This window comes from Pseudomonas khavaziana (assembly GCF_019145205.1).
Taxonomy (GTDB): domain Bacteria; phylum Pseudomonadota; class Gammaproteobacteria; order Pseudomonadales; family Pseudomonadaceae; genus Aquipseudomonas; species Aquipseudomonas khavaziana.
On record NZ_JAHSTT010000003.1, the window covers coordinates 195,952 to 213,102 of the forward strand.

General features: G+C 58.4%; 27 protein-coding genes. 25 read left to right on the forward strand and 2 right to left on the reverse strand.

Going from position 1 to position 17,151, the window contains the following annotated elements; genetic code table 11:
* The first annotated feature begins 81 nt into the window (after positions 1 to 81).
* The 14 genes from KVH01_RS08860 to KVH01_RS08925 are packed head-to-tail and all read left to right on the forward strand — an operon-like array spanning position 82 to position 8,490.
* A complete protein-coding gene (locus KVH01_RS08860; protein ID WP_217881191.1) occupies positions 82 to 429 on the forward strand; it encodes a hypothetical protein in 348 nt (115 codons plus the stop codon).
* Positions 426 to 722 (forward strand): hypothetical protein, encoded by a 297-nt coding sequence (locus KVH01_RS08865; protein ID WP_217881192.1) that lies wholly within the window; start codon positions 426 to 428, stop codon positions 720 to 722. The genes KVH01_RS08860 and KVH01_RS08865 overlap by 4 nt, the downstream gene beginning before the upstream one ends.
* The gene (locus tag KVH01_RS08870; RefSeq protein ID WP_217881193.1) at positions 719 to 1,027 is read left to right on the forward strand and encodes a hypothetical protein; all 309 of its coding nucleotides are present in this window, start codon (positions 719 to 721) and stop codon (positions 1,025 to 1,027) included. The genes KVH01_RS08865 and KVH01_RS08870 overlap by 4 nt, the downstream gene beginning before the upstream one ends.
* A complete protein-coding gene (locus KVH01_RS08875; protein ID WP_217881194.1) occupies positions 1,024 to 1,743 on the forward strand; it encodes a hypothetical protein in 720 nt (239 codons plus the stop codon). Before KVH01_RS08870 ends, KVH01_RS08875 begins: the two co-directional genes overlap by 4 nt.
* Complete coding sequence (locus KVH01_RS08880; RefSeq protein WP_225924115.1) at positions 1,743 to 2,477, forward strand: Rha family transcriptional regulator; 735 nt, start codon at positions 1,743 to 1,745, stop codon at positions 2,475 to 2,477. The genes KVH01_RS08875 and KVH01_RS08880 overlap by 1 nt, the downstream gene beginning before the upstream one ends.
* Positions 2,474 to 2,761 (forward strand): hypothetical protein, encoded by a 288-nt coding sequence (locus tag KVH01_RS08885; RefSeq protein ID WP_217881195.1) that lies wholly within the window; start codon positions 2,474 to 2,476, stop codon positions 2,759 to 2,761. Before KVH01_RS08880 ends, KVH01_RS08885 begins: the two co-directional genes overlap by 4 nt.
* The gene (locus KVH01_RS08890; protein ID WP_217881196.1) at positions 2,758 to 3,354 is read left to right on the forward strand and encodes a hypothetical protein; all 597 of its coding nucleotides are present in this window, start codon (positions 2,758 to 2,760) and stop codon (positions 3,352 to 3,354) included. Before KVH01_RS08885 ends, KVH01_RS08890 begins: the two co-directional genes overlap by 4 nt.
* Positions 3,355 to 3,362: 8 nt before the next feature.
* Complete coding sequence (locus KVH01_RS08895) at positions 3,363 to 3,587, forward strand: hypothetical protein (RefSeq protein WP_225924116.1); 225 nt, start codon at positions 3,363 to 3,365, stop codon at positions 3,585 to 3,587.
* Positions 3,584 to 4,321, forward strand: a complete 738-nt coding sequence (locus KVH01_RS08900) for a helix-turn-helix domain-containing protein (RefSeq protein WP_217881198.1) — start codon at positions 3,584 to 3,586, stop codon at positions 4,319 to 4,321. The genes KVH01_RS08895 and KVH01_RS08900 overlap by 4 nt, the downstream gene beginning before the upstream one ends.
* Complete coding sequence (locus tag KVH01_RS08905; protein WP_217881199.1) at positions 4,305 to 5,102, forward strand: ATP-binding protein; 798 nt, start codon at positions 4,305 to 4,307, stop codon at positions 5,100 to 5,102. Before KVH01_RS08900 ends, KVH01_RS08905 begins: the two co-directional genes overlap by 17 nt.
* A complete protein-coding gene (locus KVH01_RS08910; RefSeq protein ID WP_217881200.1) occupies positions 5,099 to 6,472 on the forward strand; it encodes a replicative DNA helicase in 1,374 nt (457 codons plus the stop codon). Before KVH01_RS08905 ends, KVH01_RS08910 begins: the two co-directional genes overlap by 4 nt.
* Positions 6,469 to 7,833: a tyrosine-type recombinase/integrase gene (locus KVH01_RS08915; protein ID WP_217881201.1), complete on the forward strand. Its 1,365-nt coding sequence runs from the start codon at positions 6,469 to 6,471 to the stop codon at positions 7,831 to 7,833. The genes KVH01_RS08910 and KVH01_RS08915 overlap by 4 nt, the downstream gene beginning before the upstream one ends.
* Positions 7,826 to 8,110: a hypothetical protein gene (locus tag KVH01_RS08920; RefSeq protein ID WP_217881202.1), complete on the forward strand. Its 285-nt coding sequence runs from the start codon at positions 7,826 to 7,828 to the stop codon at positions 8,108 to 8,110. Before KVH01_RS08915 ends, KVH01_RS08920 begins: the two co-directional genes overlap by 8 nt.
* Positions 8,107 to 8,490 (forward strand): antiterminator Q family protein, encoded by a 384-nt coding sequence (locus KVH01_RS08925; RefSeq protein WP_217881203.1) that lies wholly within the window; start codon positions 8,107 to 8,109, stop codon positions 8,488 to 8,490. The genes KVH01_RS08920 and KVH01_RS08925 overlap by 4 nt, the downstream gene beginning before the upstream one ends.
* Before the next feature lie 235 nt (positions 8,491 to 8,725).
* On the opposite strand, the gene KVH01_RS08930 is transcribed toward KVH01_RS08925, so the two are convergent.
* A complete protein-coding gene (locus KVH01_RS08930; protein ID WP_057711980.1) occupies positions 8,726 to 8,914 on the reverse strand; it encodes an ECs_2282 family putative zinc-binding protein in 189 nt (62 codons plus the stop codon).
* 288 nt (positions 8,915 to 9,202) lie between these two features.
* On the opposite strand from KVH01_RS08930, the gene KVH01_RS08935 reads away from it, so the two are divergent.
* Positions 9,203 to 9,715, forward strand: a complete 513-nt coding sequence (locus tag KVH01_RS08935; RefSeq protein ID WP_217881204.1) for a hypothetical protein — start codon at positions 9,203 to 9,205, stop codon at positions 9,713 to 9,715.
* A 26-nt stretch (positions 9,716 to 9,741) separates the two neighbouring features.
* Here the strand turns inward: KVH01_RS08935 and KVH01_RS08940 are convergent, their stop codons facing one another.
* On the reverse strand, positions 9,742 to 10,290 hold the full coding sequence (locus KVH01_RS08940) for a hypothetical protein (RefSeq protein WP_217881205.1): 549 nt from the start codon (positions 10,288 to 10,290) through the stop codon (positions 9,742 to 9,744).
* Positions 10,291 to 10,399: 109 nt separating this feature from the next.
* Here KVH01_RS08940 and KVH01_RS08945 point away from each other — a divergent pair, with 109 nt between their 5' ends.
* The 10 genes from KVH01_RS08945 to KVH01_RS08990 all read left to right on the forward strand — a co-directional run bounded on the left by KVH01_RS08945 (position 10,400) and on the right by KVH01_RS08990 (position 17,130).
* Positions 10,400 to 10,726: a phage holin, lambda family gene (locus tag KVH01_RS08945; RefSeq protein ID WP_217881206.1), complete on the forward strand. Its 327-nt coding sequence runs from the start codon at positions 10,400 to 10,402 to the stop codon at positions 10,724 to 10,726.
* Positions 10,723 to 11,109, forward strand: a complete 387-nt coding sequence (locus tag KVH01_RS08950) for a hypothetical protein (protein ID WP_217881207.1) — start codon at positions 10,723 to 10,725, stop codon at positions 11,107 to 11,109. Before KVH01_RS08945 ends, KVH01_RS08950 begins: the two co-directional genes overlap by 4 nt.
* A gap of 1 nt (position 11,110) precedes the next feature.
* Positions 11,111 to 11,257 carry a hypothetical protein gene (locus KVH01_RS08955; protein WP_217881208.1) on the forward strand — a complete coding sequence of 49 codons (147 nt, stop codon included), beginning with the start codon at positions 11,111 to 11,113 and terminating at the stop codon, positions 11,255 to 11,257.
* Positions 11,258 to 11,311: 54 nt separating this feature from the next.
* Positions 11,312 to 11,488 (forward strand): hypothetical protein, encoded by a 177-nt coding sequence (locus tag KVH01_RS08960; RefSeq protein WP_217881209.1) that lies wholly within the window; start codon positions 11,312 to 11,314, stop codon positions 11,486 to 11,488.
* Complete coding sequence (locus KVH01_RS08965; protein ID WP_005785347.1) at positions 11,488 to 11,820, forward strand: HNH endonuclease; 333 nt, start codon at positions 11,488 to 11,490, stop codon at positions 11,818 to 11,820. The genes KVH01_RS08960 and KVH01_RS08965 overlap by 1 nt, the downstream gene beginning before the upstream one ends.
* Positions 11,821 to 11,973: 153 nt before the next feature.
* On the forward strand, positions 11,974 to 12,381 hold the full coding sequence (locus KVH01_RS08970; protein ID WP_197678341.1) for a hypothetical protein: 408 nt from the start codon (positions 11,974 to 11,976) through the stop codon (positions 12,379 to 12,381).
* 2 nt (positions 12,382 to 12,383) lie between these two features.
* The gene (locus KVH01_RS08975; protein WP_217881210.1) at positions 12,384 to 14,075 is read left to right on the forward strand and encodes a terminase large subunit; all 1,692 of its coding nucleotides are present in this window, start codon (positions 12,384 to 12,386) and stop codon (positions 14,073 to 14,075) included.
* Between the two features lie 7 nt (positions 14,076 to 14,082).
* On the forward strand, positions 14,083 to 15,297 hold the full coding sequence (locus KVH01_RS08980; protein WP_217881211.1) for a phage portal protein: 1,215 nt from the start codon (positions 14,083 to 14,085) through the stop codon (positions 15,295 to 15,297).
* Positions 15,281 to 15,925 (forward strand): HK97 family phage prohead protease, encoded by a 645-nt coding sequence (locus KVH01_RS08985; protein ID WP_217881212.1) that lies wholly within the window; start codon positions 15,281 to 15,283, stop codon positions 15,923 to 15,925. Before KVH01_RS08980 ends, KVH01_RS08985 begins: the two co-directional genes overlap by 17 nt.
* Positions 15,922 to 17,130: a phage major capsid protein gene (locus tag KVH01_RS08990; RefSeq protein WP_217881213.1), complete on the forward strand. Its 1,209-nt coding sequence runs from the start codon at positions 15,922 to 15,924 to the stop codon at positions 17,128 to 17,130. The genes KVH01_RS08985 and KVH01_RS08990 overlap by 4 nt, the downstream gene beginning before the upstream one ends.
* The last annotated feature ends 21 nt before the right edge of the window (positions 17,131 to 17,151 follow it).

A 17,151-nucleotide genomic window follows, 5' to 3' on the forward strand; every position in this document is an offset into this window, starting at 1 on the left:
AAGCCCGCTTCGCAGGCGGGCTTCCTAAACCAGACCCTTCGCAGGGGTCTTCGTACCTCTTCGTCTGTAGGAGACGATCTAATGCACCCAAAAAATAGCACCGCGCTATCAGATACGCAATACCCGGTTCATGTCGACCCCGCTTCGGCGCCGACACTTTCCGGCATCGTACCCGAGGAAAAGCGGCATGACGTGGCTGCGATGCTTATCACTGAACGCGCTCATGCCAGCACATGGTGGACGATCCTCAACGAAATGCGCCAGCGCCGGGAGCTACCAGAGTGGGCCTTAAAGATGGGGGCGGGGAGTCATCCCACCTGGGATCGGTGGGACGCGGATTGCCGTGTTTCAAACCTGGCCCTGCTGGCTTATGACGGACACCTCATGTTTGCGGAAGGTGCGAATTGCGCTCAAGGCGGTGCCCTGTGACCAACGCCGTCAAAGATATCCGCGAGGTCGCATGTATTGCCATTAACGAGTTGTTTTGCTGCAAGGAAACGCTTTTCCAGATCGAGGCTTTGTTCTTCGCAATGCAGAACGAAGATCTAACCCGCGACACCCTGGATCAGTTGATTGCTTTGGGTGCGGGCATCGCTGGCGACCTGGCTAACGATGAGGAACGGAACCTTGGAACGCTTCGCGCTGACTTGGCTGCCGCTAAATCCGCGCCACGTTCTGAGCAATTCGAAAACGTGGCGCGTGATTCGGAGGTGCAGCCATGAACACCGCCGTTTCAGTTTTCAGCCCGCTTGAAGGCGAGGTCCTGCGTGATGCCGTGCTTGACGCTGACGACATGTGCTCAATGAATTTCGCTCGCGAGGAGTGCTACAAGCTGTCCGCAATCTTGCTGGGCAAGATCATTCCGGCAATGGGCGGGTACAGCAACGAGCTTGCATGCGATATCGCCCGACACCTGGAACAAATCCAAACCTTCAGCGGCAACTTTTGCTGGCGTCATCGTCACCTGGGCGCGTCCCATGGCGTGGTTGGCAAGCGACCTGGTATTGATATCGAGGTGCGGCCATGAAAACCGACACCACACTTCGCCTCACTCGCACCCAATATCGAGCCTTCGCTGAGCAGACCAAGCAGGTAGGTTGCTCACTTAGTCTCTCGACGTTCCGCGCACTGGGTAATTGCTGGGGGATTTTCGACCCTTGGGCCAAACTTGTCTGCTTGGATGTATCGGCGGATCAATTGGAATTCACCGAAGGATGCGGAATTCAACTGTCGACCAGCGTAGATGCTGGTCGACTGCGCAGAAACCAGCGCCCGGAGATCGACTGGTCGGCTCTTGAAGACCACGAAATCTATCCGTTCATAGTTGCCCATGAGATCGGGCACCGTGTGGATAACTTCTGCTACTGGGAGGCCGGTCGTATCGAGGACGATTTTGTCCGAACTCGCTGCGAGCGTACGATCCGCAGCATCAACGAGGTTCTGGCTGATCGTTATGCCTGGAGTCAAATTCGCCCAGGCGAACCTGTACCGCTATGTGAGCTCGGCAAGAGCCTTCAGGAAGAAGTAGCCGCTGACATTGCTCTGATGGACAAGCATATGCCCAGAGTTCGGCGCGAGCCTCGTAAGCTCCCGTCCGGACGCCACCTGCATATCCCTGAAGCAATGCTTATGACCGACTCGCTTGTTTCGTTCATCGGGTCTGGCGTTTCAGCTGCCGCCGTTGCCTCGGTGCGCACTCGCCCAAGAACCTACCGTCGCGACTCTCGTTCGAGGGCTTACTAATGACCATCGCCAAATTCCAAGGCGGCGATGCCGTCACCATGTCCTCCCGCGAGATTGCTGAGCTGACAGGAAAACGCCATTTTCATGTGACGACCGACATCGAGAAGATGCTTGCCGAACTCAAAGAAGATGCCACGGGTTTTCGTGCCATCTATTTGGACAGCATGAACCGCGAGCAAACCGAGTACCTGCTCGACCGCGAACACACCGACTGCTTGTTGACTGGCTACAGCGCTGCAATGCGGATGGTGGTGATCAGGCGTTGGCGCGAACTGGAAGAGCAGGCCGCCCGCCCAATGACCCAGGCCGAGATCACCGCCGCCAATGCGAACCACCTGGTGGCCGTTGAGCGCCAGCAGCGGGAGCAGCAGGTGGCGCTGGATAGAATCGAGCGCCGCGTAGAAGACTTGAGCCAGACGACGGTTTGGGATCACTGCCCGCAGAACTGCCAATCACTGACCCGTATCAAGGAAACCATGCTGGCGCGCCACGGCCTGTCCGGCGCCGTCGTCGACTACGTGCTGAAGGCCTGGCCAAACCAACCCAATCCTGCCGGCATGGTCCGCAACGGGCACGAGGAAGCGTTGGGCTCTCAGTACCTGGTCTGGTCCAAGAGCCACGTCACGGCCGCATTCCACCGGTTTGTTTCCGAATCCACGATGGTCACCACCACCCAGGCGACCCACCCATATTTTGAGGGCCGGTTCCGCCTGGTCCAGAAGGCCCAGTCATGAAGAAGCAAGAGACTAAACAACGGATTATCAAGGCAGCTATCGACGTGGTCGCGGCTGAACATGAGTTCCGCGAAGCCCGTGCCGAGGTCAAGAACCAGTTTGATGTTTACTTTCGCGCCTACGGGCGCCCGGAAGGGCAGTTCTTTCCCTACAACGATGAGTGGGCCGGATCAGTGCGGTTCACTGCGGCAGCCAACGCCCGTCGCGCTAAGGCGCGCAAGGTTCTGACTAACGCCAAGGCCCGGCTGGAACGTGCCGTGCACGCCCTGGAGCGCGCCCAATGACCAACGTTATTGATTTTCCTCAAGGGCAGATCGTGGAGGTTATCAACGAGGACCACTTCGAAAAGTTCGAAGACGCGGCACTCATGCTCATGTCCTTCGAAAAGCTGGCAGACGCAGTCGAGGTTGTTTCTGAGGGTGGTGAGATCCACGAACGTGACGACACCCACGTTGGCCTGATGGAGGCGTGCATGGCGCTCGCTGTGATGTTCCGGCGCAGAACCGGGCATGAAGTTCAGCAAGTCTCGGCTGACCATCTCGACCACCAGAGGAAGTGCTTGATGGAAGGGCTGGAGTCCAAATCCCTGCCTATTCCCATTCGGCCTGCAGCGCTCAGCCCGTTACCAACCGCAGCATTCAAAGCCCTTTCGACTGCAGATCTGGCCCAGGTCGGATTCAACTACGTCAATCGATCGCATGAGCATATCAAGGGTAACTGCCCGAAACTCATTGAGCTGGATCTCGCCCGCGCACACTCGCTTGACGCCATGGGGGCGCTTGTTGTCCTTATCGAGAGGCTGTCGGGCGGCGTGGCTTCGATTGCCTGCGGCGAGACGCCAATTGCCAATGCTCCAGGCTCGGAGACTCTGCAATGACCACTCCCATGGAATCAACTACCGGAATCCCGGTAGTTCCGCCCACCACGGCCGAAGTGGTCGCCGGCCCCTGGCCTTGCTATTCCAACTGCCGCCATCTGCCCGAGCGTGACCGCTGGGAGGTCTACGCCATGGCGAAGGCAGCCCGCGGCGCCCTGGAGGACCGTGGCGTCGTCATGACCGAGACCTATGACGCGTTCATTGCCCGGATTACGCGGGAGCTGGACATATGAGTATGGATCTGATGGTTAAGGCCATGAAAACCAAGGTCGGAAACCCGCTGCGCAAGCTGGTTCTGGTCAAGCTGGCCGACAACGCCAGCGATCAGGGCGAGTGCTGGCCGTCGTATCAGCATATCGCCGACCAGTGCGAGATTGGTCGATCTACCGTGAAGCTGCATATCCGTGAGCTGGAAAAGGCTGGCTTTCTTCGTCGGGAATACCGCCGAAAGGGCGAGCTGAATCAGTCGAACGTTTTCCATTTGTCGCTTGATGGTGGGGCAGCATCTGCCCCAGTGGGTGGGGCACCAGATAACCCACCTGGGGCAGGAGATAACCCAGGGGGTGGGGCAGGAGCTGCCCCCAGAACCAGTCACTCTTCTGAACCAGTCAAGGAACCTAAAACCTTGTGTGCATCGGAAGTGGAATTGGCTGAAGCCTTCGAGTTGTTCTGGAAGCTGTACCCCAACAAAAAATCGAAGAAGGACGCTCGCAAGGCGTGGGAGAAGCTGAAGCCATCCATCGAGCTTCGACTGACCCTGCTGACCGCCTTGGGTAATCACCGCCTTTCCCGCGACTGGACCAAGGATGACGGGCAATACGTGCCGATGGCGTCTACCTGGCTGAACGGTGAGCGCTGGACTGATGAGCTGGTACCGGCATCGGCTGCAAAGGCGAACGCTTTCAACAACCTGCCCACCCACACCGCGGATATGTACCAAGGAGGCGAAGATGGCCCAGCGTTCTAATTTCCGCCGCCAGCCTGAGCAGCGCACCTTCGCCGGCGAGTGCCCGGTCCACGGCGCGGTTGATCGCTCCGAAGTTGAGCAGTTCGACGGCTCTATGGCTGTCCGCCCATGCAAGCAATGCCAGTTCCACGGCCTACGCGTAGCGTCACGGGGAAGCGACGAACATTCGCAGGCGCTGGCCAACCTGCAAGCCGAAAGCGTCAACAGCGCGCTTGTAGGCTCCGGCATCACGCCGCGGTTTGCCGATAGCACTCTCGCGACCTACCGCGCCACCACGCCAGCCATGACCCAGGCGCTGGAGACTTGCCAGGGCTATGCCGACAACTTCGGTGAGCACTTCCAGGCGGGTCGCAACCTGTTGCTGTGTGGGAACGTCGGTAACGGCAAGACGCACCTGGCCAGCGGCATCGTCCAGCACGTCATTCGTCAGCACCGGGCCGTGGCAGTGATCACCACCGCCGCCGAGATCATCCGCGTGTTCAAGCGCTCGATGGATCGCACCGCCGGCTACACCGAGGGCGACGTGATCAATGAGTTGGCGAGCTTCGACTTGTTGGTGATCGACGAGATCGGCGCCCAGGCCGGCACTCACTACGAGCTGTCGGTTTTGCATGAGGTTCTAGACCGCCGTTACAACCTGGTTCGCCCGACAGTGGTGGTGTCCAACCTCAACGCCCAAGGTCTGAGCCAGTACATTGGCGAGCGAGCCCTTGACCGTCTGCGCGAGAACAAAGCGCTGCTGGTCGGTTTCACATGGGGATCGGCAAGGGGGCGCGCATGAACGACTATCGCGAGTTGTATAGCGACGAAGCCGAACACGCCCTGCTCGGCGCGCTGATGCTGGATGGCGAACTGTTCGACTCGATCACTGCCAGCGTTACCGCGGCGGACTTCCACGATCCGGAGAACGCGGCGCTGTTCCAAGTGATGACTGAGCTGCACGCCACTGGCGAGCCGGTAGACCCCGTCACCCTCCATAACTTCAAGCCGGTACTGCCGAGTGGCGGCACAACCATCGCTTACGCTGCGGAACTGGCGAAGAACACACCCAGTACAGCCAACTGGAAGGCATATGCCCGGACAGTGACCGAGCGGGCAGTACTTCGGCGGCTGGTTGACGCCGCTGATGCTGTGCGCGACTCCGCCAACGAGAACAGGCCGGTGGCGGAGATCATTGCCAGTGCCCAGCAAGCCATGGCCGACCTGCGCGACCTCGACACCGGCGAGCCTGAATACAAGCGCATGGATGAGGTGGTAGCCAGAAATATCGACATCATCGACTCGAAATACAACGGAAACCTCGCGACCGGACTGTCCACTGGACTGACAAAGCTGGACGAGATGATCCGAGGCCTGCGCAAGAAGACGGTAACCATCGTCGCCGGTCTTCCAGGCAGCGGTAAAACCACGCTCGGTTTGCAAATTGCCCAGCACATCGCATGTGGGGGGCTTGGCGTCGGGATGGTGTTCTCGCTGGAAATGCCCGAGGAAGAACTGGCCAACAGGGCTTTGGCTTCACTGGGGGCCGTCGACCTTCGGGTACTGGACAGTGGGAAGCTTGAGGACGACGACTGGCCGCGCCTGACCTCAGCCGTCAGCAAGATCAACGGCAAGCCGCTGTATGTCAGTGATAAGTCTGGGCTCACCGTGGCGCGCATCCGAAGCATCTGCCGACAGGTTCAGCGAAAGCACGGCCTCGACGTGGTAGTCATTGATTACATAGGCCTGATTGGCTCCGACGGCAAGGCGTTCAACCGCACGTCCGAACTTGGGAAGATATCTACCGGCATTGTGAACATCGCGAAGGAGTTGGACGTCCCGGTGATTCTGCTGGCCCAACTCAACCGCGACTCAACAAAACGGCCTGGCAAGAAGCCAATCGCCTCCGATCTGCGAGACTCCGGACAGATCGAGGCTGACGCCCACTGCATCATCCTGGTTCACCGCGATATGGACGACGAGCAGGGCCAGAACGGCGCTACCGAACTGATCATGCCCAAGTGCAGGCACGCGCCCGTCGGTTCATGCGTAGTTCAACAGCAGGGCAGATTCGCCCGGTTCGTCGACTTTGCGGGCCGTGAGCCCACCCAGGAAGAAGTGGAGATCGGCAGACCCTTCTCCGAGCAGTACAAGGGGAGGAAGAAAGGATGAACGACCTGGTGAAAACTCTTACCGTCGTCATGACTGATGCCGAGATCAGGCGGCAGGCTGAGCGGCCACATGTTCGTGCGCTTCGTGACGCTCGTTACCCGTCGCTGCATTTTCGGTATTCCACTGTAGATCGCGCCAAAGGTTCGTGGCACGTCGTGGTGGGTAAGGTCTGGGGCAAGGCAGGTAATTATCCAGACATCAACGCGAAGGCGATGCTGGCGACGTTGCCGGCCATCTTGGTACGTCGGGCCGCAGATCCTTCAGCGAAGTCCACGGCCACCAACTGGTCAACAGTGGGCGAGCTGCTGTCCTGGTACCTGGAACGCATGACGCGCGACCGGGCTCTGTCCGAGAAGCGCAAGGCCAGCGCCAAGTCAGCCTTGAAGCGGCATCTGCAGCCACGCCTCGGTCAACTGCCGCTGACTGGGTTGAACAGACCGGCCATTGACCGGCTGCTGCTGATGCCGATGCAGGAGCGTTACGCGCTGTCGTTCGTGCGCTCGGTCTGGGGCGTCCTGGGTGTGGCTGTGCGGCAGGCCTATCGCCTGGACCTGCTGGCCGTTAATCCCCTGGCTGGCCTGGAGTTCACCGACTTCGTGCGGACCAAAATCAAGGCGAAGGCGGCGCGGCTTCACTCCGATGACGTGCCTGGCCTGCTGGACCTGCTGGTCGAGCAGTTCGACGGTTCGCCGGCGGCGTGTGTGTTGGCTGGGCTGATGCTCTGTCACGGCACGCGCTTGGGTGAAACCCGCCTGGCCCGCTGGAAGAACATCAACACCGACACGGGTAAGTGGTTCATCCCGGCGGCGGACACCAAAACCAAAGCAGCGCATACCCTGCCACTGACCGCCCAGGCCAAGGCGCTGATCGATCGGTACCGGCTTGTGCAGCAGAAGAAGGGTTACACCGGACAGTTCCTGTTCCCAGGGAGCTCCGGTCAAGCCCTCAGCGCGACGAAGGCCAGCACCCTGTTCACGCACCTGTCTCACGGCGAATGGTCGAGCCACGACCTGCGCAAGGTGGCCCGTACCGCATGGACTGATCTGGGAGTTGACTACATGGTTGGCGAGCTGCTGCTGAACCACGCCATGAAGGATCTCGACCAGGCCTATATCCACACGTCCGCCGAGCAGCTCAAGCGGCAGGCTCTAGAGACCTGGCACGCCTACCTCGATCAACGAGGTTTCGAGGCGCTGCACGGTGGGACATTTGCGAGACAGGAAGGCGAGGCATTACCCGCCGAGACCATGAATAACGAGGCTTTCAGCGTGAATCAGTATCCACTTCCGAGGAGGAGGTTTTTAGATCAAGGCGACACCGAGGCAACACCAAACCATCAGCCAGGAGACGGCAATGAGTAACGTAACAGCGGCATTGCCGCGCAAGAGCCTGACCTCTGACGAGCGGGATTTTCTGAAGCAGGGTAACCGGCTGCTGCTCGATAAACCCAACGGCCGTATCGGCGCCGCCGCGCTGATGGACCTAGTCGCCGACTGGGGAAACCACCGTGGCAGCCTTGCCTTCCAAGACTACGCCCGCCGGTGGATCACCGAAGGGCACGCCAAGAACAAAATCGCCGACAAGATGCTCCGTGAGCTGTTTGGCCTGAACGAACCGACACCGAGGAAAGCGGCATGAATACAAGAAAACCTTCGCGTCTGCCGTTGGGCGATACCGAGTACATTCTTGAGCAATGGGGCTTCTGGCGCATGGATGGCATGGGCGTCCCGAGCTATGTTTCACCGTCCTGGGCGATCATGCGGGACATGATCCCGTCGACGAGCAAGTCCTACGTCATCACGGACGAACTGGCCAGCGTCGTTGATGGCGCTGTCGCCAGGCTGTGCAAGCGGGCACCGGAGATGGGTGACTTCGTTTGGCTGTACTACGCGGCCAAGTGGCCAGCCAAGCGGATCGGCAACAAGTACGATATGAGTGAGGCCAAAGCGAGGGAGATCATCAAGACTGGCGTCGGCTGGATTGACTGCTCGTTGGAGAAATTCATCGAAGCCGCGTAAAAAACTTGCACTCGCGGAATAGCCCTGTTTTCATGGCACCGTGTTCAGCTTTTCAAGCGCGACACCACATCGAAAGCCCGGCCAGTGCGTCGGGCTTTTTTGTGACCAAGATTTAGCAAGCCCAGCCACTGTGTTGGGCTTTTTCGTTTCTGGAGGCCGCATGGCAAAGCTTGAGATGGAAGTGAGCGTAGAGGGCCTTCAAGACCTAATGCGCCCACTGGGCGAGGCTATGCAGTCACTTGAACATTTTCCCGAGTTGCCGCTTCAGGTCTTCCGTGACCTTGTCGCCAACAGCCTTCATGACGTTGCCGTAAGTTTCGACGGCGCCGCACTTGCCGCAGGTGATCTTCGAGGAGTTTGTCGGCCTGGCCGGAATCTCGAACTTGTCACTGCCGCACTTCTTGCACTTAACGCTTACCTTCATCGCTGATGCTCCATGGATTGTTCGGTGTGGAAATTGAACGATAGCACGGGGCCATATAGGCGTTGACGAAACACAAGTTTGTTGCGTGAGCCATAGCCAGGGTGGGCCTTCGGGCAGGGCCTGGACGCGGTATCGCCGGTCGTCACGCGTTACGAAAGAACACCGGCAGCATGAGCAGCCCAAACCTGTGTGCTAGTGGGGCTGGCTCAAGCGGACTGATGGAAAGACATCGCACCCATTCCAAGGCTCGCCATATCGGCGGGCCTTTTCTGTTTCTGGAGCACGGTAATGACCGATCAAGCGAAGAATGATGATCAACCAGTGATTGATGCTGTCGTCGTTGGTGACGCCCAGCGTCTGCTCCGCGCACTTCGTGGACTTGCCAAGGCGATGCCCGAGGTGTTTATCCGTGTTACTGGTCACTTGTTGAGTACCCAGCAGCATGAAAGCGTAAGCGCAGCCTGCTTCAGCTTCGGCGCCATCAGCGACTTCTATCACGCTGATGGCAAGGTCTTTGGTGCGGTGTACACCGACACCTTCCTGCTGATTCGCCAGGCTGGCCCAGTGGGTGTTGGCATGGCTTACGATGAGGTCAGGAAGCTGGTACTTGAGGTGCGCGCCGAGCACGACGAAACAGTGCTCAAGAAGGCGATGCAGCTCAAAGAGTCGCTGGAAGATCTTGATCGGCTGCTGAACGGCCACTCTTTCGCTGATAGCAAGCTGACCAGTATGGCTCACGCCGACCTGTTTAAAGGTCACGCCCTGCTGGTGGCGGCCCTGAACCCGATCAAGCGTGAATGATCCTGATCGGGTAGTGGAGAATGAATTTATGGATGGACCAAGATTTTTTGCAGGAAAGCGGTTTGGCGGGCTAGCTCCTCACGCATTTGTGCTTCATCTGGGGCCTGAATGTAAAACTGAATGTCCGCCGTATACGCATACACCCGCTCTTCCTTCAGCCAGTGATTACGCAGCCGCAACTCAAAAGGAATGGCACCGTCTGGGAACAGATCACTGTGAGCCGCCGACATTACGATATTGCGGGACACGATTAGATATGGGTCAGGCACCTCCGCCCACTGACGATTCCTGAAGATAATTGCGACGTACATGGATCGGGTGGTGCCTTTTTCATCTTCCTTTGTTGAGTGCGCACAGCGAAACGTTTCGAAGTCTTGGCCGGGACCGTTTATAGCTTGAATGAAATCCTTCAGTTCTGGCTCGCCTTCAAGCTCTGGGATCTCGTTGATTCGCTCAGGCTCTTTCGATAGCCAGATCATTGGATGGTGACCGGTATCAAGATCGGTGGCATACGGAAGATTTCTATGGCCTGTAGTGAATGTGACCTGAATAGTTGCTGATTTTTCGTTTTCCATGAGCTGCTTGCGTCCGTTCTGTGTGGAAGCCGAACGATAGCACGGAGCCATATGCCCGCCACTGAGCGGGCTTTTTTATTCCCAACTCCCCTCAAGGGAGGAATTTGAGATGACCCCGATGCCTGAGAAAAACCCCGACTTCTGGGCCCAGGTGTGGCTGGTCCTCTCGAACCCACTGTGGCAGGGCGCAATTATGGCCTTCACGATCACGCTATTGCGCGTGCTGTACGACGCCAAAGAGCCGAACTACTGGCGCACCTTGTTCGAGGCGCTGCTCTGTGGGGCCTTGAGCCTGTCAGCCAGCAGCATCATCGAGTGGATGGAGTGGCCGCCGAGCTTGTCAGTGGCCGCCGGCGGTGCCATTGGCTTCATCGGCGTGACAGCGATCCGTGACCTGATCATCAGGTTCCTGGGCAGAAAGGCGGATTCAGCATGAAGGCGATAGCAGTGGCAATCATCGTCGCCCTGGTTGGCCTGTTGCTCGTCGGCATCCAGCAGATGCGTGTTGAGGATCTGCGCGCAGAGAAGCGCATTGAATCCCAGGCCAAGGATGAAGCGGTCAAGGCCAACAACGAAAGCCAGGCCACCATCACCACGCTGCGCGCCGAAGCACTTCGTAACGCGGCGTATACCGCAGACCTGGCCCAGCGCATCAAGACCAGCGAGAAGAAAGCCGAGAAGGCGAGGAAAGACTTTGAAGAACTCAAGCGCAACAGCAAGCCTGTTCGTGACTGGGCTGCTCAGCCTCTTCCTGACGGCCTGCGCGGCAAAGCCGGCGGTAGTAACAAAGACCCAGGCCGTAAGGATCGAAGCCCCTGAGTTGATCCCGTGCGAACGGGTCGACCAGGAAGACTCCTATCTTCGCTTCAATGGCGATGTGTGGGAATTGAAGGACAAGGCCATCAAGTTGCTGGATACGTGCGCTGACCAGGTGGACGCTCAGATCGTCCGCAGCCAGAGCAAGTAATCCGCGCCACGTTTTCGAATGCGCCAAATCGTGGCGCGCATCAAGGACCACATCATGAGCACAGTAAGCGCCGAGTATTACCAGATCAAAGGCATGGTCAGTGATATGCCAGCCGATGAGCGTGCCGAGGTTGCACGCGTAGAGGCGTTGGTTGTTGAACTGGCCATGTCATCGAAGCCGGCCGCGCTTGGCGTGATACTGGCTTCGATCAAGTTATCACTGGAAGGGTGATGGCTCGAATCAAGACCTTGGGCAATAGGGTCAGTACTCAAGGCAACAGGTTGGCAACTGCTGCCCCAGGCTCATGGCGTACCGGAAAGACCACGTCCAGTCAGCGTGGCTACAACTACGAGTGGCAGAAGGCTCGGCTGGTCCACCTCAATGACAACCCGCTCTGTGTGTACTGCGATCGCGAGGGAAGGGTGACAGCGGCCAACACGGTTGACCACGTCATCCCTCATCGAGGCGACATGACGCTGTTCTGGGACCGGACCAACTGGATGAGCCTGTGCGGCACCTGCCACTCCTCGAAGAAGCAGCGCGAGGAAGCGCAGGGCGCCTGAGTCGATCTGTAGCACGTCACTCGCACGATGCGGCACGCCAACTCCCCGCGACGAGACTAGGGGGTGGTCAAAATATGGGGATCGAGTTTTCTCCAGACCACTCCCCCTCTCACGCGCAGATTTTCTCCCCCTTTTGAAAAAGGAATTCAGCAAATGGCAGGCGTCAAAGGCAAGAGCGGGGGCGCTCGCCCCAACTCTGGCGGCGCTCGGCCGGGTGCTGGCCGGAAAAAGAAGGTTGATCCTGAATCAGCAAACTCCTCGGCGGTGTCCGTGGAGTTCGAGCCGCAGCCACACGGCGGTGCGCTGAAGCGCGAGAAGGCGGTGCCAGTCCCGGCTCCTGAGATGGACATGCTGTCCCTGCTGACCAAGATTGCACTGGGCCAGCTGGATGCCAGCCCAATACAGGTTCGGGCAGCTATTGCCGCCGTTCAATACACCCATGTCAAAAAGGCAGATGGCGGCAAGAAGGACGAGCAGCAGAAGGCAGCCGAGCAGGCCGCTGGGAAATTCTCCCGGCAGGCACCACCCAAATTAGTAGCAACGAACGGTAAGCAGGTTTAGCTATGGAGTGGTCGACAGCGTGCCCAGACTGGGAGCGGCGGTTGGTCGCCCGCGAATCGATTATCCCGCCGCCGATCTTCGTGGAGGAGGCCGAGCGCGCCCTGCAGATCTTCAAGGAACTACGCGTCCCTGATCTGCCAGGTAAGCCACGGATGGCGGATTGCTGTGATGAGTGGGTGTTCAATTTCGTTCGCTGCATCTTCGGGGCCTACGATGCTGAGACTGGCAAGCAGCTGATCCGAGAGTTCGGCCTACTGATCAGCAAGAAAAACACGAAGAGCACCATCGCAGCCGGCATCATGCTCACCGCACTGATCCTGTGCTGGCGAGAGGAAGAAGAGCATCTGATCCTGGCTCCAACCCGCGAGGTCGCTGACAACGCATTCAAGCCGGCGGCGGCCATGGTCAGGGCTGACGCAGAGCTGTCAGCAATGTTCCATATCCAGGATCACATCAGGACCATCACGGACCGCACCACGCGGAACTCGTTAAAGGTCGTTGCCGCTGATACCGATACCGTGTCAGGCAAGAAGTCGGGCAAAGTTTTGGTCGATGAGCTTTGGGTCTTCGGCAAGCGCTCCAATGCTGAATCCATGTTTATGGAAGCGCTCGGTGGTCAGATCTCTCGCGAAGAGGGGTGGGTCATCTTTCTGACAACCCAGAGCGATGACCCTCCCGCCGGCGTGTTCAAGGAGAAGCTGAGCTACTGGCGGAATGTGCGGGACGGCAAAATCCTCGATCGCAAAACACTGGGCATCTTGTACGAATTCCCCTTGCAGATGATTGAGGACAAGGCGTACCTGAGGTCAGAAAACTTCTACATCACCAACCCCAACATAGGCCGCTCGGTTAGCGCTGAGTGGCTGGGTGACGAACTCAAGAAGAAACAGGGCGCCTCTGATGGCACCCTCCAACAGTTTCTGGCAAAGCACCTCAACATCGAGATAGGTCTGAACCTGCGCTCGGATCGTTGGGCTGGCGCAGAGTTCTGGGAGGTCCAGGCAGTACCGGAGGGGCTGACTTTCGAGCAGCTGATTGACCGTTCTGAGGTTGTTGATGTTGGGATTGACGGCGGCGGCCTCGATGACTTGCTTGGTTTCGCTGTTGCTGGCCGCGACAAGCTCACCCGTCAGTGGCTGCTGTGGACGCATGCCTGGGCCCACCCTTCAGTGCTGGAACGCCGGAAAAGCGAGGCACCGCGCTTTCGCGACTTCTCCGTAGAAGGTGATTTGACTCTGGTTGAGACCATCGGCGAGGACGTGCAGGAGGTCGCCGAGTTGGTTGCCAGGGTCGAAGCTGCCGGCTTACTCGACAAGGTCGGGGTCGACCCGTCAGGCATCGGTGCCATTCTCGACGCGCTGGCCGAGGCTGGCATTCCGGAAGACAAGATCATCGGCATCAGCCAGGGCTGGAAGCTAAACGGCGCAATCAAGACCACTGAGCGAAAGCTAGCCGAGGGCGGCCTGGTCCATGGCGGCCAACCAATGATGGCGTGGTGTTGCGGTAACGCCCGGGTGGTGCCGGCGGGCAACGCGATCCTGATCACTAAGCAGGCGTCGGGCCTGGCGAAGATCGACCCCTTGATGGCGGCCTTCAACGCTATCTCGCTGCTCTCGCTTAACCCCCAGGCCCAGAGCGGCCTCGACAATTACCTGGCTGATGGGTTCTTCGGACTTATCGGCTCGAACTCATAGGCTGAATATGGCATCTCGTTGGTACAACCCGCTGTCATGGCGCATGTTCGGCTACACCGATCCGGCGACTGGCGACTATGTTGAGGTCGACATGGTCGCCGGTGGGAAGCGGACGAAGTCTGGCGTGAAGATCACTGCGAAGGCGGCGATCACGATTCCTATTGTGTGGGCTTGCGTGAAGATCCTGAGCGAGTCCGCCGCCGGCCTGCCGCTGAAGATATTTGAAGACACGCCGTCTGGCAGGGTGTTGGCCGACACCAAATCACGCCAGGCCAGGGTTTTGAGAAAGCCCAACCCTTACATGACCAAGCTCAACTTTCTCAAGTGTGCCGTGGTGAACATGGCGCTACGAGGGAATGCTTACAGCATCATTGAGCGTGCCGATAACGGTGATTGGATCGGTTTCATCCCCGTGAGCGCTGACAACGTCGAGGTCGACACATCTGATGACTTGATCTACTGGGTCACGATCGGAGGCAAGCGCTTCCCGGTATCCCCAGAAAACATGTTGCACTTCAAGCTGTTCAGCATGGATGGCATCAACGGGCTGTCACCGGTTGAATACCAGGCGGAGTCTATGGGCCTCGCCAAGACCGCGCAGAACTGGTCGGCGATGTTCATGCGTAAGGGCGGCTTTACTGGCGGCTACGTGATCTATGACCAGTTCCTGACCAAGGTCCAGCAAGCGCAGATCATGGAAAAGTTTCCCGATGTGCGCAAAGGCGACATCAATGACATCGGCTCGATGGGGATATTGCAGGGCGGCCCAAAGATCGTGCCCGCCGGCTTGAGTCAGAAGGACAGCCAGTTCATTGAGTCTCAGCAGTTCCAGGAAGAGGCCATTGCCGGTTGCTACGGCGTTCCACTGTACCTGGCCAACCGCGCAGGCAAGACCTCAATCATGGGTTCTAACCTGGAGCAGCAAACCAGTGGTTACGTGACATTCGGCCTCAAGCCCTACCTCGACGCGATCGAGGATGAAATCAACGACAAGCTCTTCCGCGATAAACCCCAGTTTGTGGAGTTCATTGTGGAGGGACTGCTGCGCGCCGATAGCGCCGGCCGTGCTGCGTATTACCAGGCCGCTCTTGGCGGCTCTGGCGGATCAGGGTGGCTGACGATTAACGAGGTCCGCGAGAAGGAAAACGAATCCCGGATGACTGGCGCCGAATACGACCGGGTCACCCGGTGGGAGATGCAGACCAATGCTAAGCAAGATTGAAGTCCCCTTTGAAGTTAAGGCCAGCGATGACCTCGGAAACTTCGAAGGCTATGCCGCGGTGTTCAACAACGTCGATCTGGGTGATGACGTGATTCTCCCCGGAGCATTCACCAAGGTGAAGACCACGCGCGCCGGCCGTCTGAAGTTGGCGCTGTTCCATGACCTTACCCGCCTTGTAGGTTCGGCAGACTTCACCCAGGACAGTCATGGCCTTTACATCAAGGGGAAGGTGAACCTGGCGGTTAGCTATGCCCGTGATGCCTACGAGCTGATGAAAGAGGGCACGCTCGACAGTATGTCGATCGGCTTCAACACCATCCTCGCCGCATACGAGGAGCGTGAGGGCCGCAGCATCCGAATCATCAAACAGGCGGAACTCTGGGAGGCGTCACTGGTGCCCTTCGGCATGAACCCAGAGGCACAAGTCACCGACGTGAAGTCGGACATAAGAATTTTTGAGAAGGCTCTGCGCGATCGCATGGGCCTTTCCCAAAAGGAGGCGGCAGCAGTCGCCTCGCTCGGCTACTCCGCAGTGCACCGCGATGGTGACACTGAGGCCACGGCGACCGTGGAAGAGCTGAAAAAACTCTCACACACATTTGACCAATTTTTTAAGGTGTCGCCATGACCGATCCAATCCAGGAAGTAAAAAGTTCGCTCGAAAACCAGTTGAAAGAAGGTTTCGGCGGCTTGCAGAAGAAGTACGACGCTGTCGCCGATGAGCTGCAGAAAGGCAACACTGTTACCGTCGAGATGAAATCTCAGATCGAAAACCAAAAAGGTGAGATCGAGCGCATCATCGAGCAGGTTCAAAAGCTTGAAGAAAAGGGCATCAAGCTTCGCAATCAGAATCCGGAGAAGAAAAGCTTCATCGACTTCGTTAAGGGTAACGACAACTACCAGGCTCTGACCAAGAAGACCCAGAGCTCGGCCGAAATCGAGATCACCAAGTCCGACATGGCCAGCATGGCCGAGGTCAAGGTGACCAGCGCCGGCCTGGTTGCGCCGCAGTACGATCCTGTGATCCAGGGAGCGCCGCGCCAGAACCTGCTGATTCGTGACTTGATCCCGACCACGCCGGTAACTGGTCAGGCTTTCACCTACTACCGCGAACTGCTGCATACGCTGGGCGCCGGCATGGTGCCGGAAGGTGGCGCCAAGCCAACCAGCAACGTGACCTTCGAACAGGTTACCGACACCATCAAGAAGATCGCTGTATGGATGCCGGTGACCGACGAAGCGCTCGACGACGTTCCGCAGCTCTACAGCTACATTCAGGAATTGCTGCGCTTCGACCTACAGCTGAAGCGTGAGGGCCAACTGCTGAAGGGGGACGGCACCGGTAATAACCTGAACGGCATCATGACCCAGGCGACCGTTTTCGACCCAGCGCTGAGCAAGGCCACTGACACCGCCATCGACACCGTGCGCCGTGCGATCTACCAGGCGCGAAAGCAGTCGAAGCTGCCGGCCGATGCCGTGGTCATGTCCGATCTGGACTGGATGAACATCGAGCTGCAGAAGGACGGCGAGAACCGCTACCTGTTCGCCAACCTGCAAGGCCTTGTTACCCCGGTTCTGTGGGGCCGCCCAATCGTTGCCTCGGACAGCATGGATGAGGGTGACGGCGAAACGACCGGCGGCGAGTTCCTGACTGGCTCGTTCCAGCAGGGCGCGCGGATCTACGATCGCATGGGCTTCACCATCAAGGTCGGCATGATCAACGACGACTTCATCAAGAACCAGCGCGCCATCCTGGTAGAGGAGCGTCTCGGTCTCGCCGTGCGCAAGAAGTACGCCTTTGTCAAAGGTCGCTTCAAGCACGTCGCGTAACTCACCCGCAATCCAGGGGCC